Genomic DNA, 22,158 nt, shown 5'->3' on the forward strand with positions numbered 1-22,158 from the left:
TTTGTAATTTTATTGTCTCTTTTTGAATTTGTTCGTTTGTTCACGGTTCGATTTGGCTGAAATACCGTTTAACCACGTCCTCATAAGCAGGGGGGATATGTCCGGACTGAAGCTGTTCCCGGACATAGTGCTCATACTGCTGATAAACCTCCCGGTAAGGGGTCACCGTTCCAGATGCCCCATAACTTTGCCGGGTCAACCGTTCTCCGTTTTCACCCTCTCCCGTTGGCCCGCCAATGGTGGCTTGGTGGTCACCCTGTCCGGCGATACGTTCACTGGGCACAGAAACAAGTTGCCTCGACCCAGCACCCAGACCGGCACCGCTTCCCCCTGGTCCTGATCCGCTGCCCCCCGTTCCTCCTCCGCCTGCTCCCCCTCCGGACCCTTGAGTGCCGGATCCCTGAGCGGTCCCTTCTCCGGTCGAACCAGACTGCCCCTCACCTTGGCTATTGCCTTGGCCTTGCTGTTCGGCATGCCCGCTGCCTGCTGACCCGGAGCCAGGCTGTCCGGAAGTTGAAGAAGGGGGTGAAGCGGAACTTCCCCCTTGTTGGCTTGCCGGCTGGGAGGGGTTGGCAGCCCATGTGCCGGAGGAAGTCACCTCTCCGGCCAAGAGCTGCTGTGCCTGGGCCAGCACCGTTTGAGCCTCACTCAACTGGCTGGCAAGTTGAGCCGCTTGAGCCGCAAACTGACCAGAGTGGCTAAGCTGTTGCTGAAGCAGGTCGGTGACGGCGTTCTGATTGGCTTGTTGCCCTTCTGCTGCCAAAGCTTCCAACCTGTTTTGTAATGCTTTGAGTTCTTCTGCTAAGAGCTCCAGCTGCTCAGCTGATAATGCCCCTTGAAGCACATCCATGTCGACGGGCTGAGCGTTGGCCGCTGCTTGTTGCACAGCTTGATACATGTGTTGCAGGGCGTCCTGTCTCAGTCTCTCCCTGTCGGCTAGAGCAGCCAGCTCTGTGCTTGCTTGCTCTATATTGTTTATGTTTTCAGAGAGAGATTGCCTTTCCTGCAACTGCTGCTGAAGATCTTCTAATTTTTGGATCAGGTCCTCCTGCTGTTCCGCTGTCAATTGTCCGCTCTGCTTGATGTCTTGCTTGGCCTCTTCTAATTTCTGTGTGGCCTCGTCAGTGGCCTCTTGGGTGATTTGTCGTTCGTAGAGCACATCATCCATGGGATTGGGTAAAACCATGAGCAGCATCAAAGTGGCCAGTAAACTGCCAGACACAATCAACCGTGTGCCGGCCACCTTCAAGACAGGCATCTGTTTCAGTATGGCCGGCAGATGATGACGCAGTTGTTCAATGGCATCTTTCTTTTGTTGCCGGGCAATAGGGGACGGATCAGCACCATATTGCCAAGCGGTCATCACGCTCTCGTTTAAGCCCCGTTGATCTGCTTCCCTGGCCGCCTGACGATAAGTGGGACGCTGTGTCCAGGTAGCCATAAAGACGGCTGCTGCAGACAGCAGCACCACCAGCCACAGGAACAGCTTGGCCTGGGTAAGGGGAATCACACGGGAAAGCACAAGGATCCCACACCCCAAACCAAGCGCCACAGGGATCACCCGCCAGCTGATGTTCCAGATCAAACGGTAAATCAACCGCTTCCGAATCGGGGACAATAAGCGGTAAAGTTCATCTTCCCGGCGTGTAAACACGTTCTCACCTCTTTAACCTGAGCGATGGGCGTACCGGTTTAATGAAGTAGATGGCCAGCAATAAACAGATCAGGCACATTCCGCCCAGCACCATCAGATACAGGACATACGGATCCACAGGCAAGGCAAATTGGGGGCCTGCACCACCGAAAGACCCTGGAGGACCCATCCTGTCACTAAGCGGTCCAATGTCAAAAACATATAACATGAGGAATAACGGATTAATACTCTGAAAAAATTCAGCCCAAAACACATTTTGGGGTGGATAACCCTGCGCGGAACGATAAGCCAGTTCCTGTATGACAACTGAAGCAATAAACGTGCCGGCCAGGTAAACAAAAATAAAACCATAGGTAAAAACAGTGGCGACACCTGTCCGTTTAAACATGGTGGAGAACAGAATGCCAATGCTGCCCACAGCAAACATGGTGATTAAATACAACAAGAAGACTTTAACTAATTGCTGGGGAGAAATGCCTCCGTATAAAAAGACAATGCTGTAGAGCGGAATTGAGGACAACACCAGAAACATCATAAAACTGAGGGAGGACAGCCATTTTCCCAAGATAATTTTCGATGCCGATGAATTGGTGGTAAGCAGGATATCTAACGTTTGCCGCTCCCTTTCGCCACTGATCACCCCTGCTGTCAGCCCTGGCGTCACAAAACCGATTAAGGCAAATTGCAGCATGGTGAGCATCATGAACAATTCCCGTGAAGCCCGGGGATTAAAATAGGTTTGATCCCCTGTCATCAGATAAATAAAGGTAAAAACAATCCCGCCCAAAACAGCAAGGTAAAGCGTAATGGCCACTGGCGCCCGTCCCGACCGCATTCTTAAGCGCAGCTCGTTGACCAGAATCGGATTGTGTAATCGCTTAAAGACATTCATGATCCCACCCCCTTCGTAATTTTCATAAAGATTTCCTCCAGATTTCCCTGGGCTTCACTAAAAGCCACAACAGGGTATCCCCTCTTCATCAGCTCGGCAAGAAGCTGGACCTGTTCAGCATCGGAACCACTAAAACCAGCCTCAATACGATCATCCACTCGCCTGACCGACGTGACCAAGGGATGGCTGCTTAACATCTGAATCACTTCCTCCCACCCGTTTAACAAGCGGATAGTGATGATTTTTTGTTCATTTATCTTCAGATTAATCTCTTCCATGGTTCCTACCGTCACCAATTCCCCGCCTTCTATAATCCCGATCTGATCACACATTTCAGCTAATTCGGGCAGGATGTGTGAACTGATTAAAATCGTTTTGTCCATGTTGCGCAACTCTTTTAAAATCTCCCTCAGCTCCACCCTGGCCCGGGGATCAAGGCCTGAAGCCGGCTCATCCAAGATCAGGACCTGTGGATTGTGCACCAGGCATCTGGCCAGACCCAGACGCTGCTTCATCCCCCGGGACAAACTGTCTACATAAGCTTCCCGTTTATGGATTAAATTGACAAGCTCAAGCAGTTTGGGGATGATCTCTTTTCTCTCCCGTACGGGAATATCATAATTGGCCCCGTAAAAATCGAGGTATTCCTCCACTTTAAGATTGTCATAAACACCAAAAAAGTCAGGCATGTAACCAATCAACCGGCGGACTTCCCGGGGATTTTCCGTCACCTCAAATCCGCCGATAAAGGCTTTTCCACTGGTGGGAGCCAATAAAGTAGCCAGGATGGACAGGGTGGTCGATTTCCCAGCCCCATTGGGTCCAACAAACCCGAAAACAGTCCCCTCCTGGATCTCCAGTGACAAGCCTTTTAAGGCCTCTGTTTTTCCAAACCGTTTGGTTAGTTGCTCAAGTTTAATCATTTACTCCACCACCTGTCCCTGCCAGCTGATTCTGGGTATCCCAATATGTTGGAAATCTTGTGAACTGGATAAACGGATCCGTATCATGTTTTCCTCGGAGAGGTAATCTGGCTGCTTCTTCACTACCAAAGTGTGCTGATCAAGCACCTCATCCAATGGTTCATAGGTTTCTGTTTTCCAGTTATAAATCTCTCTTGTAAACTGTGGGTTGTCATGACTCCAGGTACGCAGATAAATCTCCTCTGGCTCTACGGTCATATGGGGATGTTCCACTTTAATGTCAAAGACCAGTTCCCCATTTCGTCGGATGACGTAACCATCCCCTGAATGCTCCACAGTGTCGTCACTGTCGACCAGAGCGGGACTAACGACGCCTTCGGGAACAAACACAGACCCATCAGGTGCAGGAAGCACATTTAAAGCCGCTTTGACGAGCAGCAGGGAATCGGTTTGATAGGAATGGTCCGCTATTTCCAAGTCAATCACGTCAACATCTGTCCAACCAATAATCATAAATGGGTCAGTCATCATGGAGAACGGACGGTGCATATTGAACATATCCAGAATCAAATATTCTCTGGTTGAATAATAGTTGTGCTGAGGCACGTTTGTTTTGATGCTATCTGGCAGCAGACGCTCGACTGGCGGAAATACGTCCCTGCCTGACTGGGCCGGATTATATGTAAAAGACACTTCTTGTGACTCACCAGGCTCCAGTGTGCCAATATCATGCACCCTGGTCCCACTTACCACTTTGGCATCATAAATGGTTAAAGATGTGTGATTGGTGACAGTGCCCTTCATTTCCCCTTCCTGAAAGACAAACTGGGATTCAAAATGACCGATATCCGGCAGTGACGTTTCAAACAAGGCTTTTCGCAATGACCAGTATTCAACATCTTTAAATACAATGTCAGCTTGTTGGGGAGGATGGGTGATCCAGACATCACGGTTGGTGTCCGCAGGCGGATATGAACGGTAATAACTGTCAATGGCAGCCCTTACGCCTCCCGTTTCGTTATAGCGCAGATGGTAATCGCCGCCCTTGGGAACAAAGATGGCTGACACCGCTGTCAGCTGGGCCTGCTCCGTTTGTTGAAGATCAAGGATGCCGACTTGATGGACAAGCACATTCTGCGTACGCTCCATGCTGCCATAGAAAAAGATAACCAAGCCAATCAGGCAGGCAACGCCGGGCACAATCATCCACATCCAGCCCCGTTTGTCCCGACGCTTTAAGATCCAGTATAAGACTGGACCGACCAGGACGATATACAGTCCAAACAGAACACTGATCGTGCTTAAGTCAGGCAGCTGCAATGACGGGATGCGTTCAGCAGCCTGCAGCAATGACCAGTACTGATCATAAGGATCCATCTTCGCTGCATCGTATCCAGCAGACGTCACCACTGTTCTGCTGAGCAGCTCAGCCCACACATGTTGATGCCCCTCCCCAGCGTTGATAAACTCCCCGGCCAGATCATAAGCAACATACAGGACATGCCCATGCCCAGCTGGTCCAAGGACAAACAGGGGATTCTCGTCTTGCTCAACCACAACTTGTCCCTTAACCTCTCGAGTGCGGCTGATCGTCAGCGGTCTTTGAAGGGGTATATTGTCAGCTATATCGGTGTCCAAACCTGGCAGTTCTTTTAAAGACACCGTCCCATTTACCTTTACAGGAGAAATATCTTTAAGCCTATCAGGAAGTTTATCGTAATGTGGCCCTCCAGCCAGGACAAGCAGGCCGCCATTCAATGTCCATTCCTGAATCGATTCAACTTGGGCAGAAGTGAGCTGATCACGGGAAAAATCATTAATCACGATCACATCAAGGCCATCAAGAAAGATGGGCCTTTCAGGTATGTCACTGCGATTTAAAGCAACAACCCGAACAGAACTGTGAAAGATGTCTTTAGGCAAGCTTTCCAGAAAGCTGCCCGTATTCGGATCTTCGGCTAACACACCGATTAAAATGGCTTCACCTGACAAAGATGGTCCGCTCAAGGTGGTTTTGGCTACTTCCTTCCCCTCTTGCACCAAGCGGACAGATGCACCAGACAAATAGTCGCCGGGCACATACAACGACACCATTTGGGTGGTACCTTGGGAAATGGCCACAGGCCGGTAATAGACTCCGCCAAAGTCACCAGGGATATCAATGGTGACTTCTCCTTCAATATCTTCACCCATGTTGGTCACTTTCACTTGGACAGGAACCCAGCTGGCAGGCTTGTACACACCGCCGAATCCCACTTTTACTTCCAATTTCACTTGTTCATCCGCAAAAATGGTTGAAGTCAGTAATAATGAAGCAACGATAATAGCCACCAGAGCACAAACTAAACAGCGAAACGTGTTGGGTCTCATCCGACTGACAGACATATACATATATGAAAACCCCCGTTACTTTATGATTTTTTCTATACCACTACTATCAATAATAAGACGCTTCAAACAGCAAAAAAGTTTCGATTATTTAATGAACAAGAACTATAAAATAAGTTAAAAAAGTAAGATCATGAAAATAATTGTATCACTCACTCCCAGGTCATGAGAACAAAAATATTTGAAAAAACAAAAAACCCTCTGAATAGAGTTCAGAGGATTAATCAAAGTAAAAACGGAGTCATGTCAATTAAGACAATATGTAAAGCTTAAGGTTATGGTGGAGGGGGACGGATTCGAACCGCCGAACCCAGAGGGAGCAGATTTACAGTCTGCCGCGTTTAGCCACTTCGCTACCCCTCCACAATGGTGACCCGTAGGGGATTCGAACCCCTGAATGCCGGCGTGAAAGGCCGGTGTGTTAAGCCACTTCACCAACGGGCCACGATGGTTAAATCAGGATATAAATGCTTCCTGGCGGAGGAGGAGGGATTCGAACCCCCGCGGGCCGCGAAGCCCCTGGCGGTTTTCAAGACCGCTCCCTTCAACCACTTGGGTACTCCTCCGCGTTTTCATCATGATAATCAATGGGTAAAATGGTGGCGGCGGCGGGGATCGAACCCACGACCTTACGGGTATGAACCGTACGCTCTAGCCAGCTGAGCTACACCGCCAAATTAAAATTTAAAAAATAACCATAGAATAGAAAAGAAAAAAATGGTCGGGAAGACAGGATTTGAACCTGCGACTTCCACGTCCCGAACGTGGCGCTCTACCAAGCTGAGCTACTTCCCGAAAGATGGTGCGCCCTGAGAGACTCGAACTCCCAACCTTTTGATTCGTAGTCAAACGCTCTATCCAGTTGAGCTAAGGGCGCTTGTTATATTTTTGTGATAAATGGAGCGGAAAACGGGATTCGAACCCGCGACCCCCACCTTGGCAAGGTGGTGCTCTACCCCTGAGCTATTTCCGCTCATCATGTTTATGATAAACAGTGTAAATGGTGCGGGTGAAGGGATTTGAACCCCCACGCCCGTAATGGGCACTAGACCCTGAACCTAGCGCGTCTGCCAGTTCCGCCACACCCGCACATTGTAAATAATGGTGAGCCGTGAAGGATTCGAACCTTCGACCCTCTGATTAAAAGTCAGATGCTCTACCAGCTGAGCTAACGGCTCATTAAGGACAAGTGTTAGTATACAACGTTTATTCTGTTTTTGCAACACCTTTTTTACACCCTCAAAATTGGATAACAAAACAAACTCAACAGGTAATTATCGACTAAAAATGGCGGGCCTAAGTGGACTTGAACCACCGACTTCACGCTTATCAGGCGTGCGCTCTAACCAGCTGAGCTATAGCTCCCATGGAAGGAAATGGAGCGGGTAATGGGAATCGAACCCACGCTACCAGCTTGGAAGGCTGGAGTTCTACCACTGAACTACACCCGCTCGTTGGCTGGGCTGGCTGGATTCGAACCAGCGCATCACGGGGCCAAAACCCGTTGCCTTACCACTTGGCTACAGCCCATCACAATTTATTAATGATTTAATTATATACAAATTCTAGATGGCGGAGCTGACGGGATTCGAACCCCTGAATGCCGGCGTGAAAGGCCGGTCTGTTAAGCCACTTCACTAACGGGCCACAAATATAATCTGTCAAAATCAACGCAAGAGATAATATACCAGGACTTTTTCATTTTTGCAACCTCTTTAAATAAAGAAAGACAATTCAAAGCTTTCCCCCAAATGATTAACATATTAAGGTGATTTTTTAAACAGACGCTTGATTATTTTAATCAAAGACCAGAAACGATTTTGACTCCCTTTGCTCAAGTGTTTATACTTCCACGCATGGTTCGCATTGTAACGGACGTCGTCCATATACTGTTTTAAAACCCACTCATGATCTGTTGGATTATACATGTTAATCCCTCCGTGATTGACGGCAATTAACCTCTATTTTTACTGTCACTGGAATTATAACAACGGAGGGATTCTTTAGCGTCGGGCAAGCGGTTGATTTTAAAATACAAAAAAGGTCTCACTCCAATGTAAGGCCTTTCCTCATGTCAGATTCAGACTATAGTCTCAGTTTAGCAATAATACCTCATTGTTGATGGCCAAACCATTTATGCTTAATTGCATACACTGCGGTCTGCGTGCGGTCATGCAACTCCAATTTGGCCAAAATACGTGTAACATGTGTTTTTACCGTTTTTTCTGTTACATTGAGATCCGCCGCAATCTCTTTATTGCTTTTGCCCAATGTGATATGGTACAGCACATCTTTTTCTCTGGGTGTTAAACTTGAAAATTTCACTGCTGATTCTTCCTGGGAGGTGACATGTGTCACCAGTTGATGGGTCACTTGAGAATGAAGCGCTTTTTCCCCGCTAACCGTTTTTTTGATCGCTTCTACCAAGATATCAGGCTCCACATCTTTAAGTTGATATCCTTCTGCTCCCGCTTTAATACCGGACAATACGTATTCTTGATCGGAGAAACTGGTTAAGACAATCACTTTGACCTGCGGATACGTCTCCTTAATCTTCCGCGTGGCTTCAATCCCATCCATCTCCGGCATAATCAGATCCATCAGCACAACGTCAGGCTGATACTTCTCTACTTTGGCAATAGCTTCTTTTCCGTTTCGCGCTTCTCCCACCACTTCAATATCCCTTTGGGTTTGCAGAAAAAACTTTAATCCTTTAAGCACAATGGCATGATCGTCTACCAACAACACTTTAATCTTCATTTGTTTCTCTTCCCCCATCCTGCTTTAATGGTATGCTCACATGCACTCTAGTGCCTTTGTTTTCCTGGCTGTAAATATGAATAGAACCGCCTGCCTCTTCTGCCCTTTCTTTCATGCTGGTTAAGCCCAGCGAATAGCCATTCCCATCAACAGCATGAGGATTAAAGCCGCATCCATCATCGATGATACTCAGTCTGATTTGTTTTTTATCAATCGTTAATTTAATGGTTGCTACGTTTGTTCTGGCATGTTTTCTGATGTTATTAAGTGCTTCCTGACCAATCCGCCACAATGTTTCTTCTACACGGCGTGGCAATTGGGCGATCCCTTCTACTTGATCATTAATCTTTAGTCCTATTTTTTGCCCGTACTGTTTGAGGGTAGTCATAATGCCTGCTTCCACGTTGGCAGGTCGGAGTTGCCAAATGAGAGAGCGCATATCAGCCAAGGCTTCCTTGGACAATGTTTGGATTTCTTCCAGTGACTCGCCCACTAATTGAGGATCGGTAGGCAGGCATTCTTTGGCACCCCGGGCCATAAGGGATAACGAAAAAAGCTTCTGATTAACCGAATCATGTAAATCCCGGGCTAACCGGTTTCGTTCCTCAACAAGGAGCATTTCCTGCTTCTGCTCATGCAAACGGATCGTTTCGATCAACAAAGAAAGATGATCTCCCAACGCTTTAAGGACGTCTCTTTCCGTTTCGGAAAGCGGGTTGTCCGTTGTTTGGGCTACATACAGCAAGCCGATGGGTTTATCCGACAGTATCAGCGGAACAGCTGCGGCATGCCACGTGTTTTTTTCTCTTACATCTGGCAGAAAAGCAAGCTTTTCCTGCCCAAGGGCGATGTTCTGTTGCTCCAGAGCTGATTTGATGACGTGAGCATTGGTCAGAGAAAGCTTATGATCGATTTTGGTTGTAACGACTGCTTCTCCTTTATAAAAAAGGCTTTCCAAGCGCAGCTGTTGGTTTTTTATGAGGAACAAACTTATCACAGGCCATTGAAAATGGCGGGCAATATGTTGTACCACTTTTTCAGGTAATACCCTTATATTGTTTATTTTCCAGAGGACCCGGGTCAGTTCATCAAGTTGAGCAAAATATTCCGCCCGTTGTTTCTGGGCTTCGAACAAATTAATTCGCTCTACCGCCGTACCGATTTGAAACGCAACCGATTGTAATAACGTCAATTCCTTTTCTGTAAAGTGTTCTTTGCCCGGAGAGCCAACGTTGAGCAAGCCAAAGCGTTTGCCGCTTGCCATCAATGGGACCGTAGCGTGATGAGTCAAATTTTGGGTATCTCCCCACTGATAAGTCACCGCATCTTCCAGCCGTTTACATTCCATGATATTGACAGCCTGCTGCAATTGCCCGGACCAAAATTTGTCCAGACACCAACAAGACATGTGGCGCATGGGCTTTTTGTTCTCCTATTCCAGAGCCGGAGGAAGGCAGTGATCTGCCACACATGAATAATGAGGCCGATCCTTGACAAGAAAAATCCATCCTGTCTTCAGTTCAGTGACTTGCAGCAGCTTTTCAAGAACGCTTGGCAACATCTCATCCAGGTCGACACATTGGTTTAACGTTTCGGCAATTGTTTTTAATGTGAAAAGTTCATCAACTCGATCTGCGTTACCCATCTAGTTTCACCCTTTGCCCGTATGATTCTATACCTACTTTACCATATTCGATTTGAAAAGGAATAAGAAGACGCAGGAATAGGAACGATATGTAAGAATAAAGAACAAGGGATGATTAAACGAGGTGGGAAGTTGATTATGAGTCGTTATGTTGCTTGCATGCTCACGATTGTATGGGTCATCACCAGTCTTGTGATCGGCGTAGTAGCTGCTCAGCAGCCGGCTAACATCGATCTTGAGAAATTGACTGCAAAAGTGCCCAATGCACAAGCATTGGTGGATCAAGCTGATCTCATTGTTTACGGCACACCCAGGGAAGAGCCGAAACAAGAACCCACAAATCAAAAAGTAAACGATGGCGAATTGGTGATCTTCTATCAGAGTTTTGAGGTTAAAGAGGTGATACACGGTCCAGGTTCCCGCAGGGTGGAGATTGTTCGTCCGGGTGTTGAACCTCTTCCTCCCCCTGAGGATCCGATAAACTTAGTGTATCCTGGCCCTTTGGCTGATTCAGTGGACTATGTGTTGTTTCTGAAACAATGTGACACCACACGCCATTATTATGTGGTCGGGGTGTGGCAAGGGGTATACCCGCTGGACCCTCAGGGCAGAACCATCGCTTTGTTGGAAGAAGGATTTCCCACGTTTCACGGCTTAACCGTAGAGGAAATGAAAAGAAAAATCAATCAGCTCCAATCATAAGGCGAATGCCTAACAGAACCCTCTATTTGCGCCGTCTGGCCATTGGGCTTATACTTAATGAAGACGGTGCATTCTCATTTCTAGAAGGGAATAGAGGGATTTACATGAAAGTGATCGTCAGCACATTAAATGCCAAATATATCCACACTTGTCTGGCCTTGCGTTATTTAAAAAGCTTTGCCGAACCGGAATTCCCGGTTGAAATAAAAGAATATACGATTAAAGAGCCGACCATGAGTATTGTCACTGACCTGTACGCCCAGACGCCTGATGTGCTGGGATTCAGCTGCTACATCTGGAACATTGAGCAAACAATCCCAGTGATTAAGATGCTCAAAAAAGTAAAACCAGAGCTGAAGATTGTCTTGGGCGGTCCAGAGGTATCCTATGACGTTGCTTATTGGCTGGAGCGTATTCCGGAGGTGGATTTCATCGTTGTCGGAGAAGGTGAAGAAACTTTTAAGCATTTGCTGCAGGAAATCCACAGCAGTCAAAAGTATCATTTGGTGTTTGGTCTGGCTTATCGGAACAAGCAGGGCCGTCCGGTAATCAATCCACCTAGGCCCAAGCTAGATCTGAATACAATCCCCTCTCCTTTCCGGTTTGAGGAGGATTTGCCTCATCTGGCCAAACGAATCACTTACGTAGAGACAAGCCGGGGATGCCCGTTCAGCTGCCAGTTTTGTCTCTCATCAATTGAAGTTGGTGTCCGCTATTTCAATATTGACCGCATGAAAGAAGAGTTACTGTTTTTAATCCGGAACGGTGCCAAGCTGATTAAATTTGTGGACCGGACGTTTAATATTAAACGTGACTATGCCATGGAGATGTTTCAATTTTTGATTGATAACCACCAGGGATGCGTCTTCCAGTTCGAGATTACGGCTGATATCATGCGCCCCGAAGTCATCCAGTTTTTGAATGAGCATGCCCCGGAAGGCATTTTCCGCTTTGAAATCGGGGTACAGTCAACCAACGATATCACCAATGAGTTGGTCCGTCGCAAGCAAAATTTTAAGAAATTAGCCAGGAATGTTAACATGATTCGAGATGGAGGAAAAATCACCCAGCACCTTGATCTGATTGCCGGTCTCCCTGAGGAAGATTACAATTCTTTCCGCAAAACCTTTAATGACGTGTTTGCCTTGGAGCCGGATGAATTGCAGCTTGGTTTTCTGAAAATGCTGCGTGGAACAGGATTGCGTGAACGGGCCAGCGATCATGGTTATGTTTATATGGATCACGCGCCATATGAAATTTTGCAAAACAATGTTCTTCCCTTTGATGATATTGTGCGCATTAAACGTGTAGAGGATGTATTGGAAAAGTATTGGAATGCTCACCGGATGGATCATACGGTGAAATACCTGACACAGTACGAATTTGACACTCCATTTGACTTTTTTCAGGAATTTGGCGACTACTGGGACAGCCGGGGCTGGGCCAAAATTGGACATCAGTTAGAAGATTTGTTCCGCCGCCTCTACGAATTCCTCACTCAGCGCCGCACACGGCGCCTGCAGGTCATTGAAGGGCTGATGAAGTATGACTATTTAATCCGTCACAAGCATAAACCACGAACAACATGGTGGGAACCTAAGCTTGATAAAAGCTCACGAAAAGCGTATATTAAACTGTTGACAGACAAGCCGGAAAAGGTTTCGCGTGAATTTGTCCAGCTGGGGTTGTCTGAACAGGAGCTGCACAAGCATACGATGATGGAGTTACTGGATTTTGACCTTGGCCTTTACTTGGCTGCAGGTAAAGTAAGGTTGCAGCCTACCCTGCTGATCGTTTATTATCATCCGAAACAGGACACTGTAGCGTTTTTCTGTGCACCTGCAGAACATTTTAGATCTGAAAAATACGCTTAACCCGTCCTCATCCAGTACCTATGACAGCGAAAAACCATGGCCTAAAAACCATGGTTTTTTGTGATTATTGCTGAGTCAGGTTTTTCTCCAAAATGATTTTTGGCTCTCCCCTGTCATCGGTGTATGTCCCGATCACATCAACTTTTTAAATCGTTGAGCAACGGGCTTGAACATGATACCTTAGTGATGAGGTGAACAAGTTGTGAAAAAATATGCTGCTTTTCTATTACTTCATCTCATGATCTTATCCCTCATCACCTTTCTCCTTTCCCGCCAGATTGGTCTCCCTTGGTCTCACACCATGTTTTTTGTTGGCGGAGTGGCCATCGGTGTGGCCGCCTTTTATGCTGTCAGCGGAGATTTTTTTTCTAAGAGAGCCGAACTGGAAACACAACATGAAACACGGGGCGTATATGAGGAACGATTACAAAAATACACAATCACGGTCAGCCCTTTTTTTGTGGCGTCCATTCTGTTTTTTATCTGCAGCTTTATTTTCCCCTATTTGTTTTAGGGCTTTTTTGCTTTTTAGTTTACATAATAAATGTTATGTTATTTTTCAAACCTGCTGTTTCGAGGGCTTCATTAACACCATCCAACGCAGGCATTTGCTGAATGGATGCGGCCAACATGGTACAAAGTGGTCATTGCTTCTCTCTCCAATCTTTAGCGAGCATGCTGTACACCACGAGATCCAGGAAGCGGTCATTGACCCATTCAGCTTCTCTTTCGATGCCTTCCTGGACAAAACCCAAACGTTCAGGGATGGCTCTGCTTTTATGGTTATTGACCGCCGCCTTGATCACAACCCGGTTTAAACCCAGATCCAGGATGGCATAGTCCACTAAAGCCTTCACTGCTTTGGTCATCATACCTTTACCCTGAAAGGATTCTCCTAGCCAGTAGCCAATACTGGTGGACTTGTTAACCCAGTCAAAGCTGTGAAAACTAATCGTACCAGCGATCTGACCGTTGTAAAAAATGCCTGCTGTAAAGCCGTTGTTTTCAGCAAATTGTTTGAGGCTAAAACGGATGAAAGATTTGGTATCCTCAGGAGACTGTGTCGCATCCACCCAGGGAAGCCATTCCCGCAAATAGTCCCGGCAGCTGTCTGTCAGCTGGAAAAGCGCTTCTGCATATCTCAATTCCAGGATGCGCAGCTCGGTCTCTTTATCAATCCGGTAATAAAACATGGTCACTCTCCTTTCTTACTCCACGAGCGGTGGTTTGCCAGGGCTCTTATAATATTCAAATAATAATTCAACTGGGATGGGGTGTTCGCTCTACAGACAATGGGGGCAGTTCATGTTCCCCACAAAAACGGACATTCTGTGTTTCCAGACCGCTCTCAGCCACCCCGCCGACCAACTCACACTGAATAAAAATTTTGTACACATGATACCGATATCTGCCCAGCCCCCTGGGCCCACTTTAACCAATTGGTTGACATTGAATCACCCTTTATTAATTTGTGTGTTCAACTGTTGTTTCCAGGCCAGTACCTTTTGAACTTTTGTCAGTCACACCATCTAGCCCTATTGGATCGTGGCCGTCTTCCCTTTTTCTATTTAAGACGGTTGTCGATCTTGCCTTGATAGGCTTGCAGAGCAGTTGAGCCGGTTTTGTTCCTTTTTTCCATGAGCAGGTTGAATCTGAGCATCTTCTCGTTCAGTTCTTTTTTCAGCTTCGCTTTTTGCTCATCATCATAGCAACATTCGATCAAACTTTCCAGATTAACCAGCTCTTTTTTCAGTTGCAGCTCTTCAGGCAGGACACCCGCATTTTTCAGCAGCTTATAACCCGCCCGGAGATCTTCCGGAACCCGGGATAAGTCTTCCAGATTTAACGGTTTGCCTTGCCCAGACAGGTTGTTAAACTCCCCTTTTTTTATCGCCTCGCGGATTTTTTCTTCCGCAATTTGAGACAGAATATCCATGGGTGATCACCTACTCTAATTTGTAAGCATAGATGGTTTGATTAAATTGATCTGAAACCCGGTCCAAGATCTCAGAAACATTAGCCCAGGCCCCACCGGCCAGACCGCAACCTATCTTGTATGGCACACCAAATTTAGGGTTGCTTAGACCCTCATACGCATAACGAAACATCTCGGTCAGTGCTGACTCAAGTGCGGCATAATCAGTTTTAGGACCAGGCCCGTCATAGTGGAATTGCCCATACAAATTGACCACATAACGGTCTGCAGCTACTTTAGCGACTGAGATTTTTCCCAAGCGCTGCTCTGGGGGATACGGGAAATCCCGGTCAGCTTCATAGGCTTGAGGATACAACTTTTTAATCTGTTTGGCAATGCCCGCTTCCATGGAAGAAAAACAATTGGCCTGGTGGGCAATCACATCACAATCAGACTGGAGCAGATCACCTTTTACAATCACCAAGGGCATATCGAACATCTCCTTGTACTTGTATATGAATAAATTTCGATAAGACGGCCACCCAAGTACCATTCTATTTGGTCTACTTTCTTAATTTACCAAATAATTGCCATAAAGTTTCCAAACGCTCTATGGGTTACAAAGTTTACCAGTGATGAATAGGAGAGAATGTTTCACTCTCATCTTTTCAAATCCTAGAACTTCTTCCGAACTACAAATCAATTCCCCTAAGTAATTATTTTTCAATAATGAACAAATATATAAGGTATTTTTTTAATTTTTTAATAGTTCCTGCGTAGTTCGTTTTTTGGACACATCCTCTCTTTTTCATTGTAAGGGACTTAACTAAAATGTGTCCATGAAACTATACTAACTCTACAAGTCCAGTTGATCTTTCGGCTAGACTCTCTAAGCATATTATAGGTTAACGTATAGTAGTTTATAATAGTTTATGAAGAAATATGGAAAGACGGTGAACAAGGATGATTAAAAAATTACTAGGGATTATTTTATTAATGTTTATAATGGTTGCTTGTCAGCAAGATGAGGTTGTGTAAACTTTCGGATGTTAAGGCGGTTGCTATCCACTTAAAAAGAGAAAGACAACTGTTGCGGTTCTTGGTTCAGCGCCTCCCGGCTAGTGTCTTCTGATGCACGTTCCCGCGAAAAACCGTAGTGTTCAAGCAACTGGTTAATCTGCCGGTCGATACGCTCCCGGTAGCGGTCTGGAAGACGCCCGTACCGGTAAAGTGCTTCATAACGTTGGACAAGGGAAGGCTCCCGCTGTTTGAGGACCTGCAAGAACCACGTTTTAACCTCGGGAGTGGTAAGCCTGAGATAGGAAGGCATGACAAACCGTGCCCCATGCTCCGCTGCAGAGGCAATGACCTCCCGCAAATCCCGGGGACGGTCCGTTAAATAGGGAACAATCGGGGCCAAGAAAATACCGGCTGGCAATCCTGCTTGGCTTAACCGGCGTACTGCGGCCAAACGCTGCCGGGGATGGGGTGAAGCAGGCTCTAGCATGCGCCAAATATGTCTCTGCATCGTATTGACACTGAAATTGATAGACACCACAGGTAAGGTTTTAAGTATATCAATGTCACGCAAAATAAGGGGCGAACGGGTCGTAATGCTGACGGGTACCTGATAACGGGCTAAAACTTCCAGACACTTGCGGGTCAGTTGCAACTTGCCTTCTAATGGCTGGTAAGGGTCGGTCGCTGTCCCGATGGCCACTGTGCCGAGATGTTTCAAAGTACGGCTGAAACCGGCCATGCGTTTCAGTTGCTCCGTCAATGCTTCCACTGCATTCTGTTTATATAAAATGTAGTGTTGAAAGGTATCATCACATTCCAAGTCCAAAAAACGGTGGGTGGCCCGCGCATAGCAAAAGCTGCAGCCATGCTGACACCCGCGGTACGGGTTAAGTGACCATTCAAACGGCATCGAAGGGGCCTTCACCCGGTTCAACACCTGCTTGGCAGTAAGGGGTTCACAAACAGGAGACATTCGTGATCCTCCAATACAAACATATGTTTGCACCCAGTTTAACACATTGGGGACAATTTTAGAAGGGGTATTCATTAGAAAATCCTTGGTATAATCTGCGTTAACATATCTCCTGTTATAGCTCATGACAGCTTAACTGCCTTGATGAGCACGGCCTCCCCTTCAAAAGAGGTGACCCGGTCTCCTTCGGCTGTAACCTTCAGTTTCTGGCGGACAGGTGCTGGCGCCCTCACGATAAAAGCGGCCAATTCCCTTTTGTCTTCCTCCGGCAAATTCATGCGGCTGCACCACTCTTCGAACGCAAACGTTTTAGCAAAACGGTAACATTCTTCAATGACAAGACCGTTCTCCTCCAACATGCGCACCCATTCTGACTTTTTCCAAGCCCGGACATGGCTGTAGTCCCGGAGTTTTTCGATTTCATTATAAAACTGATCAATTTCATCGTCTTCCGCTGCCACATTATCCACCAGCAAAAAGCGTCCGCTTGGCCTTAGCACACGAAAAACTTCGTTTATAAACTTTTGAACGTTGGGAAAATGATGGGCGGCAATGCGGCAGGCAACCACATCAAAAGTTTCCGGGCCAAACGGCATCTGTTCAGCATCCCCTTGCACATAATCGACGTTTTGATACCCGTTTGCACTAATAAAACGTTGGGCGGCTTCCAGCATTTCAGGGGTAAGATCCATTGCTATCACTTTAGCGGCTAAGGGAGCAAGAGCATTGGCCACATGACCGCCCCCTGTTCCTACGTCCAGAACCACATCCTGCGGTGTAACTGCCGCAATCTCTACTAATTTGGCCAGATCTCTTCCCTTGGCATGAATATCACTGGTGACATAAGCTTCCGCACTACGCCCGAACTGGTTTTGTACATCTCTTTTCCCTTCTTCAACCCGGCCAGGTTTCCGTTCAAGAAATTCTATACGATTGCCAAAGGGGTCAAAGCAGGAGAACCGTTCTACATTGGGAATAGGTGTTTCATCTCTTGTCTTCACGCCTTGCTTTTCAAAATAACGGCGAACTTCTGCCAAATTGGCCACTTCAAAGGCAGGATGCCGCTTGGAATGCTCTTTTTGAAAAGGTTCCACTCCAATATGCAGCTCAATATCCCCAACTTTGTACCACAACCCCCCGTTGGGGAGTAATGACTGGGGTTTCGGGATTTCTTTGAACCCCAAGATATCCGTATAAAATGCCCGCGCTCTGTCCTCCGCTCCAACCGGTATACAAATCTGCACATGATCAAGTTTGATAACTTTTATCATGGGCACCCTCCTTAGTTTCATTATATAAAACTTAGTTCTATTATATGAACCATTGATTCCATTCTACCATATTTAACGTGTTGTGTACAGACAAAAAGGACCGAATGGCCTTCGGTCCTACGTTTAATAAAGCATCCACTTAGTTTGTTTTTTGTACAAGGTCCCTAATCTACCGCTACCTTCAGTCTACCACGATACCACAAGCTGTAAAGCCCAAATACGGCCAGCATAAAAAGCAAATATCCACCCAGTGTCCACATCAAAACTGAAGGTGAGGAAAACATTTGCTTACCGCACAAGGCATACACAAACATCCCCGGAATCTGACCAATGGCTGTCGCCCCAAAATAGGTAACAAAAGACATGTTGCTGATGCCTGAATAAATGTTAACCACTGGCGTCGGTACAATCGGTACCAAGCGGACAAAGAGCACCGCCACAAAGGCGTTCTTTTCAATCATGTCTGTTAACTTGTCCAGCTTCTTAAATCGCTGAATGGTTTTGTCAAAGTAGCTGCTTAAGGCGGACCGGGCAAGGAAAAAGAAAATAGCGGCTGATGAGACAGCCCCAAACCAGTTAATCAGCGTTCCCAAGATAACACCGTATTTGGCGCCCATCACCCCGGCAAACAAGGTAAATGGGATAACGGGGAAAACAGACAAAAACGTGGCCAGAACGAACACCATGGGGAGCTGTGAAAGATCCCCTTGATTAATCCAAGCTAACAAAGGTCCCCGATAATGATATGACAAATATAAGACTAACGCGTATAATCCGAGCCAACAAAGCCATTTATTCATGATGCTCTCCCCACTGTAAAAGAGATAATAATAACTGCTGAATGCCAACAAATCAATTTATGTATACAACAGTCCCATTAAAGCAAAATAATTGTTATTTTTTTTAGAAACCCTCTATAATGGAGAGGTAGAAATTATTTCGTGAATCGAGGTAACTAGCCATGGAGAATCAAAAACAAGTCATCATTGGGGCATGGTATGCGATAGCTGCTTATGCGGCTTGGGGATTGCTGCCTTTATACTGGAAACTGTTAGAAAACATCCCAGCGCTTGAAATTTTGGCTCACCGGATCATATGGTCCTTTGTATTCGTCGCCCTCATTCTGGCTGTGAGCTCCAAGTGGCCACAACTGAAGAAAGAATGTCTCTCCATCTGTCGCAATCGGAAGCAATCCCTTGCATTAATGTCCTCCGCTGTGGTCATCAGCGCCAACTGGTTGATTTATATTTGGGCCGTTAACAATGACCGGGTGATCGAAACCAGTCTGGGTTATTATATCAATCCCCTGTTTAGTGTTTTACTGGGTATTGTTGTCCTTAAGGAGCGATTAACCTTCTGGCAATCTTGGTCATTTGTCCTGGCTACGATTGGCGTGCTGATTATCACTGTTAAATACGGCACCATTCCGTGGATTGCCTTATCACTAGCCCTCAGTTTTGCGTTATACGGCTTGGCCAAAAAAATAGCCAATCTAAATGCCATGATCGGCCTGGCCTTTGAGACGTTGTTAACCTTACCGGTAGCCTTATTATATGTGGCGTTGCTACACAACGCTGGAAACAGCTCCTTTGGTGCCAGCTCTGTCAGCACCTCTCTGCTTTTGGCGGGGGCCGGCATGGCCACTGCTCTTCCCTTGTTGTGGTTTGCCCAAGGAGCAAGGAAAATTCCATTATCTATGCTTGGTTTTTTCCAATACATCGCCCCATCCATTACACTATGTCTGGGCATTTTCGTCTTCAATGAACCGTTTAGCAAAATTCATTTGATCAGCTTTATGTTTATCTGGAGTGCTTTAACACTTTACTCACTGTCAAAAACCAAACTCATGGTTCAATTGGAAACAAAACTGAACCGCAAAAAATCGTTTGGAGCTTAGTTACCTCTTGTTGAGATTATGGTGGTTTGCCAATTGTTGCTGAGCCATTTTGATCATTTCCTTTACCATTTTGCCGCCGATTACGTCTGGCCATCCAGGTCATCCCCTTTCTTTGTGCTAAAATTAGCTTAACTCATCGGTCCACGGACTATTCATGGCACATGATTAACGCGGCCACAGTTACAATCTGACACTCCCAAAGTACAAAAGAGCGATGCCCATCAATGAACATCGCTTGATGTAAATCCTTATTTAAACGCTTTTCCTTTGGTGAGGATACAAGGTACACCATAGCCTATAGCCCCTGGCTGGGACATCTTTTCCAAGTAGGCCAGGCCGCGTTCACACTGCCGGCAAGTTTCACACTTGTCCGAAGTGACGATTTTCATCGTATGTTGAAACTTGCCTGCCGGCTGCCTGTTGAACCGCTTTAGTTTCTTTTTGACCATCCCTACCTTCCCCTTCCGCACAAGCAGTCATTTCTCAATCTACCGTATTGTATGTGCGGAAGGTTGAGTTGTCTCACCCTGTTATGCCTATTTTATTCTAAATTTATTCTAAATAGTGGCAATAGTTGTTTGGCTAGTTCTTGCAGTTTGATGGTTGTATCTCCCTCTCTAGACATCTTGGATATTAAACTGAAATAAAAAAAGACCCAAAATATATAAGGTCACCTTAAAATCAGGCCTGTTACCCTTATATATTTCAGGTCCTGCCCGGGAATCACCGGTCACAATCCCTTATCATTCTGTGGTAATTATGCTTTGTCGGCGACACGCTGCAAATGCAGGGAAATATAGCCAATTTCCGACTCGGGAAAGATAATGCCGTATTCGTTTTCCAGATATTGAGCCAGCTTTTGGGCGCATTGAAACTCTTGTGTGTATTTATTTTTAATCAGCGCCAGCATGTCTTGATCCATGGCGTGAAATGGTTCGTCACTTTCCGCTCTCATTAAGGCGAAACGAAGATGGGTAATTAACCCCTGATATGAGAGGCTCTCTTGATCAAGGTAAATGTCCAGCTCTTGTTCAATCATGCTGGTTAGCTCATTAATCATGGTTGTTTGCCTCAGGGTATTTTCCATGCTGCTGTCCTGAATTTTGGCGGTGTGGATGTGAAGGGCAATATACCCTGCTTCATCCGGGGGCATGTTGACATTCAGTTTATCTTTCACGTATCTTATGGCCCACATGCCAATTTCAAACTCTTTTTTGTATAAGACCTTGATCTCGTTCAGTAACTTGTTCTCTATCTTGATGCCGTTTTCAATCCGGTCAATAGCAAATGACAAGTGATCAGTCAGGGCAATATGAATATGATTGTTCAGTTTGGTTCCCAGTTTCTTTTCAGCATAAGAAATAATATCTTCGGCAAGGGCAATGTGCTCTTCAGGAAGGGTGCGCAACAGTTCCTGAAACTTTTCATTTTCCTCTTTCATGACAAAGATTTTTTCAATCTTTTCTTTGTTGATAATATCATTTTTCCGCTTTTGAAAACCAATGCCTGCACCCATGACGATTTTTTCTTCATGACCATCTTTGACCACAACGGCATTGTTATTGAGGATTTTTTTAATCTTTAGGGGGTTAGATCTGGACCGCATCTGCGCACTTCCACCTCTCCTTATAAGAGACAACCGGACTGTCCAATTGAGGGCTGTAATTACCTTTTGAGACCTGCCCGCCTGGCCGGACTGACGCACTTATCCAAGCAGGCAGCCCCATTGGCGTATGGCTATTCCTTGATTTTGAGCTTGATCAAATCATGTTGTCCGGCTGTAACTTTATTATGGTGGATTTGCTGCACATTTTCAACGTGACCTCCATTTGTTATGACCACCGGTGTAACCGTACTTGCCGCTTTCTCTTCAACCAGACCGAGATCAAAGGTGATCAGCAGGTCACCGGCTTTCACTTTATCCCCCTGTTTGACATGGGCCTCAAAACCTTCTCCCTGCATATTGACCGTGTCAAGCCCGATATGAATCAGTATTTCCACACCAGCCTTGGAGCGGATGCCCACAGCGTGTTTGGTGTGAAACACTTGCACAACCTCACCGTCAACTGGAGCGACGGCTTTTCCCTCATCCGGCTGAATGGCGATGCCGTCGCCCATCATTTTTTGTGAAAATGTGGGATCAGGCACCTCTTCCAACCTAACCACTTGTCCACTTAAGGGAGCAACTAAAGTTTCTTCGCTGGGCTTGCTTTTAATGCCAAACCATTTTTTAAACATTGTCAA

At 46.2% G+C, this 22,158-nt stretch carries 22 protein-coding genes and 12 tRNA genes; 4 read left to right on the top strand and 30 right to left on the bottom strand.

Annotated elements, in window-relative coordinates; translation table 11 throughout:
• Nucleotides 1–40: 40 nt before the first annotated feature.
• From J2S00_RS01115 to J2S00_RS01205, 19 genes are all read right to left on the bottom strand, one after another.
• Nucleotides 41–1,654, bottom strand: a complete 1,614-nt coding sequence (locus J2S00_RS01115; RefSeq protein ID WP_307334609.1) for a DUF1542 domain-containing protein — start codon at nucleotides 1,652–1,654, stop codon at nucleotides 41–43.
• Nucleotides 1,655–1,658: 4 nt separating this feature from the next.
• On the bottom strand, nucleotides 1,659–2,546 hold the full coding sequence (locus J2S00_RS01120) for an ABC transporter permease (RefSeq protein ID WP_307334611.1): 888 nt from the start codon (nucleotides 2,544–2,546) through the stop codon (nucleotides 1,659–1,661).
• A complete protein-coding gene (locus J2S00_RS01125) occupies nucleotides 2,543–3,469 on the bottom strand; it encodes an ABC transporter ATP-binding protein (protein ID WP_307334613.1) in 927 nt (308 codons plus the stop codon). Before J2S00_RS01125 ends, J2S00_RS01120 begins: the two co-directional genes overlap by 4 nt.
• Entirely contained in the window at nucleotides 3,470–5,839 is a 2,370-nt protein-coding gene (locus tag J2S00_RS01130) for a DUF8726 domain-containing protein (protein WP_307334615.1), read from the bottom strand. It lies immediately after the preceding gene.
• Nucleotides 5,840–6,135: 296 nt separating this feature from the next.
• Nucleotides 6,136–6,220, bottom strand: a tRNA-Tyr gene (locus tag J2S00_RS01135).
• A gap of 4 nt (nucleotides 6,221–6,224) precedes the next feature.
• Nucleotides 6,225–6,301: transfer RNA gene (locus tag J2S00_RS01140), tRNA-Glu, on the bottom strand.
• Nucleotides 6,302–6,332: 31 nt separating this feature from the next.
• Nucleotides 6,333–6,423: transfer RNA gene (locus tag J2S00_RS01145), tRNA-Ser, on the bottom strand.
• A gap of 31 nt (nucleotides 6,424–6,454) precedes the next feature.
• Nucleotides 6,455–6,531, bottom strand: a tRNA-Met gene (locus tag J2S00_RS01150).
• A 44-nt stretch (nucleotides 6,532–6,575) separates the two neighbouring features.
• Nucleotides 6,576–6,652, bottom strand: a tRNA-Pro gene (locus J2S00_RS01155).
• 5 nt (nucleotides 6,653–6,657) lie between these two features.
• Nucleotides 6,658–6,734 (bottom strand) — tRNA-Arg (locus J2S00_RS01160).
• A gap of 21 nt (nucleotides 6,735–6,755) precedes the next feature.
• Nucleotides 6,756–6,830: transfer RNA gene (locus J2S00_RS01165), tRNA-Gly, on the bottom strand.
• A 28-nt stretch (nucleotides 6,831–6,858) separates the two neighbouring features.
• Nucleotides 6,859–6,946, bottom strand: a tRNA-Leu gene (locus J2S00_RS01170).
• A gap of 13 nt (nucleotides 6,947–6,959) precedes the next feature.
• Nucleotides 6,960–7,035, bottom strand: a tRNA-Lys gene (locus J2S00_RS01175).
• 110 nt (nucleotides 7,036–7,145) lie between these two features.
• Nucleotides 7,146–7,223 (bottom strand) — tRNA-Ile (locus J2S00_RS01180).
• Between the two features lie 11 nt (nucleotides 7,224–7,234).
• Nucleotides 7,235–7,308: transfer RNA gene (locus J2S00_RS01185), tRNA-Gly, on the bottom strand.
• Nucleotides 7,309–7,312: 4 nt separating this feature from the next.
• Nucleotides 7,313–7,387: transfer RNA gene (locus J2S00_RS01190), tRNA-Gln, on the bottom strand.
• Between the two features lie 582 nt (nucleotides 7,388–7,969).
• Entirely contained in the window at nucleotides 7,970–8,617 is a 648-nt protein-coding gene (locus J2S00_RS01195) for a response regulator (protein ID WP_307334617.1), read from the bottom strand.
• Nucleotides 8,607–9,965: a sensor histidine kinase gene (locus tag J2S00_RS01200; RefSeq protein WP_307334618.1), complete on the bottom strand. Its 1,359-nt coding sequence runs from the start codon at nucleotides 9,963–9,965 to the stop codon at nucleotides 8,607–8,609. Before J2S00_RS01200 ends, J2S00_RS01195 begins: the two co-directional genes overlap by 11 nt.
• Nucleotides 9,966–10,049: 84 nt before the next feature.
• On the bottom strand, nucleotides 10,050–10,262 hold the full coding sequence (locus J2S00_RS01205) for a hypothetical protein (protein ID WP_307334619.1): 213 nt from the start codon (nucleotides 10,260–10,262) through the stop codon (nucleotides 10,050–10,052).
• A 138-nt stretch (nucleotides 10,263–10,400) separates the two neighbouring features.
• Here J2S00_RS01205 and J2S00_RS01210 point away from each other — a divergent pair, with 138 nt between their 5' ends.
• The 3 genes from J2S00_RS01210 (at nucleotide 10,401) to J2S00_RS01220 (ending at nucleotide 13,352) form a co-directional block, all read left to right on the top strand.
• Nucleotides 10,401–10,964 (top strand): hypothetical protein, encoded by a 564-nt coding sequence (locus J2S00_RS01210; protein ID WP_307334621.1) that lies wholly within the window; start codon nucleotides 10,401–10,403, stop codon nucleotides 10,962–10,964.
• Nucleotides 10,965–11,068: 104 nt separating this feature from the next.
• Nucleotides 11,069–12,838 carry a B12-binding domain-containing radical SAM protein gene (locus tag J2S00_RS01215; protein WP_307335195.1) on the top strand — a complete coding sequence of 590 codons (1,770 nt, stop codon included), beginning with the start codon at nucleotides 11,069–11,071 and terminating at the stop codon, nucleotides 12,836–12,838.
• A 202-nt stretch (nucleotides 12,839–13,040) separates the two neighbouring features.
• Complete coding sequence (locus J2S00_RS01220; protein WP_307334622.1) at nucleotides 13,041–13,352, top strand: hypothetical protein; 312 nt, start codon at nucleotides 13,041–13,043, stop codon at nucleotides 13,350–13,352.
• A gap of 130 nt (nucleotides 13,353–13,482) precedes the next feature.
• On the opposite strand, the gene J2S00_RS01225 is transcribed toward J2S00_RS01220, so the two are convergent.
• The 7 genes from J2S00_RS01225 to J2S00_RS01255 form a co-directional block, all read right to left on the bottom strand.
• Complete coding sequence (locus tag J2S00_RS01225) at nucleotides 13,483–14,031, bottom strand: GNAT family N-acetyltransferase (RefSeq protein WP_307334624.1); 549 nt, start codon at nucleotides 14,029–14,031, stop codon at nucleotides 13,483–13,485.
• A gap of 67 nt (nucleotides 14,032–14,098) precedes the next feature.
• Nucleotides 14,099–14,233: an NUDIX hydrolase gene (locus tag J2S00_RS01230; RefSeq protein ID WP_307334625.1), complete on the bottom strand. Its 135-nt coding sequence runs from the start codon at nucleotides 14,231–14,233 to the stop codon at nucleotides 14,099–14,101.
• Between the two features lie 169 nt (nucleotides 14,234–14,402).
• Nucleotides 14,403–14,774 carry a DnaJ family domain-containing protein gene (locus tag J2S00_RS01235; protein ID WP_307334627.1) on the bottom strand — a complete coding sequence of 124 codons (372 nt, stop codon included), beginning with the start codon at nucleotides 14,772–14,774 and terminating at the stop codon, nucleotides 14,403–14,405.
• Nucleotides 14,775–14,784: 10 nt separating this feature from the next.
• Nucleotides 14,785–15,243, bottom strand: coding sequence for a macro domain-containing protein (locus tag J2S00_RS01240; RefSeq protein WP_307334629.1), 459 nt, complete (start codon nucleotides 15,241–15,243; stop codon nucleotides 14,785–14,787).
• Between the two features lie 579 nt (nucleotides 15,244–15,822).
• Entirely contained in the window at nucleotides 15,823–16,872 is a 1,050-nt protein-coding gene (locus J2S00_RS01245; RefSeq protein WP_307334631.1) for an SPL family radical SAM protein, read from the bottom strand.
• Nucleotides 16,869–18,017 (bottom strand): methyltransferase domain-containing protein, encoded by a 1,149-nt coding sequence (locus tag J2S00_RS01250; protein WP_307334633.1) that lies wholly within the window; start codon nucleotides 18,015–18,017, stop codon nucleotides 16,869–16,871. The genes J2S00_RS01245 and J2S00_RS01250 overlap by 4 nt, the downstream gene beginning before the upstream one ends.
• 164 nt (nucleotides 18,018–18,181) lie before the next feature.
• Nucleotides 18,182–18,745 carry a TVP38/TMEM64 family protein gene (locus J2S00_RS01255; protein ID WP_307334634.1) on the bottom strand — a complete coding sequence of 188 codons (564 nt, stop codon included), beginning with the start codon at nucleotides 18,743–18,745 and terminating at the stop codon, nucleotides 18,182–18,184.
• 233 nt (nucleotides 18,746–18,978) lie between these two features.
• On the opposite strand from J2S00_RS01255, the gene rarD reads away from it, so the two are divergent.
• A complete protein-coding gene (rarD, locus tag J2S00_RS01260) occupies nucleotides 18,979–19,914 on the top strand; it encodes an EamA family transporter RarD (protein WP_307334636.1) in 936 nt (311 codons plus the stop codon).
• Here rarD and J2S00_RS19865 read toward each other — a convergent pair whose 3' ends face one another.
• From J2S00_RS19865 to J2S00_RS01275, 4 genes are all read right to left on the bottom strand, one after another.
• Complete coding sequence (locus tag J2S00_RS19865; protein ID WP_370875816.1) at nucleotides 19,915–19,995, bottom strand: alpha/beta-type small acid-soluble spore protein; 81 nt, start codon at nucleotides 19,993–19,995, stop codon at nucleotides 19,915–19,917.
• Between the two features lie 167 nt (nucleotides 19,996–20,162).
• Nucleotides 20,163–20,363: a hypothetical protein gene (locus J2S00_RS01265; RefSeq protein ID WP_307334638.1), complete on the bottom strand. Its 201-nt coding sequence runs from the start codon at nucleotides 20,361–20,363 to the stop codon at nucleotides 20,163–20,165.
• A gap of 308 nt (nucleotides 20,364–20,671) precedes the next feature.
• On the bottom strand, nucleotides 20,672–21,520 hold the full coding sequence (locus J2S00_RS01270; RefSeq protein WP_307334639.1) for a PRD domain-containing protein: 849 nt from the start codon (nucleotides 21,518–21,520) through the stop codon (nucleotides 20,672–20,674).
• Between the two features lie 131 nt (nucleotides 21,521–21,651).
• Complete coding sequence (locus J2S00_RS01275) at nucleotides 21,652–22,152, bottom strand: PTS sugar transporter subunit IIA (RefSeq protein ID WP_307334640.1); 501 nt, start codon at nucleotides 22,150–22,152, stop codon at nucleotides 21,652–21,654.
• Between the last annotated feature and the right edge of the window lie 6 nt (nucleotides 22,153–22,158).

The sequence above is a fragment of the Caldalkalibacillus uzonensis genome (assembly GCF_030814135.1).
Taxonomy (GTDB): domain Bacteria; phylum Bacillota; class Bacilli; order Caldalkalibacillales; family Caldalkalibacillaceae; genus Caldalkalibacillus; species Caldalkalibacillus uzonensis.

What these genes read in the sequence shown, in the direction of transcription:
- J2S00_RS01120 (WP_307334611.1), bottom strand. Translation starts at nt 2,546, where the DNA reads ATGAATGTCTTTAAGCGATTACACAATCCGATTCTGGTCAACGAGCTG.
- J2S00_RS01125 (WP_307334613.1), bottom strand. Translation starts at nt 3,469, where the DNA reads ATGATTAAACTTGAGCAACTAACCAAACGGTTTGGAAAAACAGAGGCC.
- J2S00_RS01130 (WP_307334615.1), bottom strand. Translation starts at nt 5,839, where the DNA reads ATGAGACCCAACACGTTTCGCTGTTTAGTTTGTGCTCTGGTGGCTATT.
- J2S00_RS01195 (WP_307334617.1), bottom strand. Translation starts at nt 8,617, where the DNA reads ATGAAGATTAAAGTGTTGTTGGTAGACGATCATGCCATTGTGCTTAAA.
- J2S00_RS01200 (WP_307334618.1), bottom strand. Translation starts at nt 9,965, where the DNA reads ATGGAATGTAAACGGCTGGAAGATGCGGTGACTTATCAGTGGGGAGAT.
- J2S00_RS01205 (WP_307334619.1), bottom strand. Translation starts at nt 10,262, where the DNA reads ATGGGTAACGCAGATCGAGTTGATGAACTTTTCACATTAAAAACAATT.
- J2S00_RS01210 (WP_307334621.1), top strand. Translation starts at nt 10,401, where the DNA reads ATGAGTCGTTATGTTGCTTGCATGCTCACGATTGTATGGGTCATCACC.
- J2S00_RS01215 (WP_307335195.1), top strand. Translation starts at nt 11,069, where the DNA reads ATGAAAGTGATCGTCAGCACATTAAATGCCAAATATATCCACACTTGT.
- J2S00_RS01225 (WP_307334624.1), bottom strand. Translation starts at nt 14,031, where the DNA reads ATGTTTTATTACCGGATTGATAAAGAGACCGAGCTGCGCATCCTGGAA.
- J2S00_RS01235 (WP_307334627.1), bottom strand. Translation starts at nt 14,774, where the DNA reads ATGGATATTCTGTCTCAAATTGCGGAAGAAAAAATCCGCGAGGCGATA.
- J2S00_RS01240 (WP_307334629.1), bottom strand. Translation starts at nt 15,243, where the DNA reads ATGCCCTTGGTGATTGTAAAAGGTGATCTGCTCCAGTCTGATTGTGAT.
- J2S00_RS01245 (WP_307334631.1), bottom strand. Translation starts at nt 16,872, where the DNA reads ATGAGCTATAACAGGAGATATGTTAACGCAGATTATACCAAGGATTTT.
- J2S00_RS01250 (WP_307334633.1), bottom strand. Translation starts at nt 18,017, where the DNA reads ATGATAAAAGTTATCAAACTTGATCATGTGCAGATTTGTATACCGGTT.
- rarD (WP_307334636.1), top strand. Translation starts at nt 18,979, where the DNA reads ATGGAGAATCAAAAACAAGTCATCATTGGGGCATGGTATGCGATAGCT.
- J2S00_RS01265 (WP_307334638.1), bottom strand. Translation starts at nt 20,363, where the DNA reads ATGGTCAAAAAGAAACTAAAGCGGTTCAACAGGCAGCCGGCAGGCAAG.
- J2S00_RS01270 (WP_307334639.1), bottom strand. Translation starts at nt 21,520, where the DNA reads ATGCGGTCCAGATCTAACCCCCTAAAGATTAAAAAAATCCTCAATAAC.
- J2S00_RS01275 (WP_307334640.1), bottom strand. Translation starts at nt 22,152, where the DNA reads ATGTTTAAAAAATGGTTTGGCATTAAAAGCAAGCCCAGCGAAGAAACT.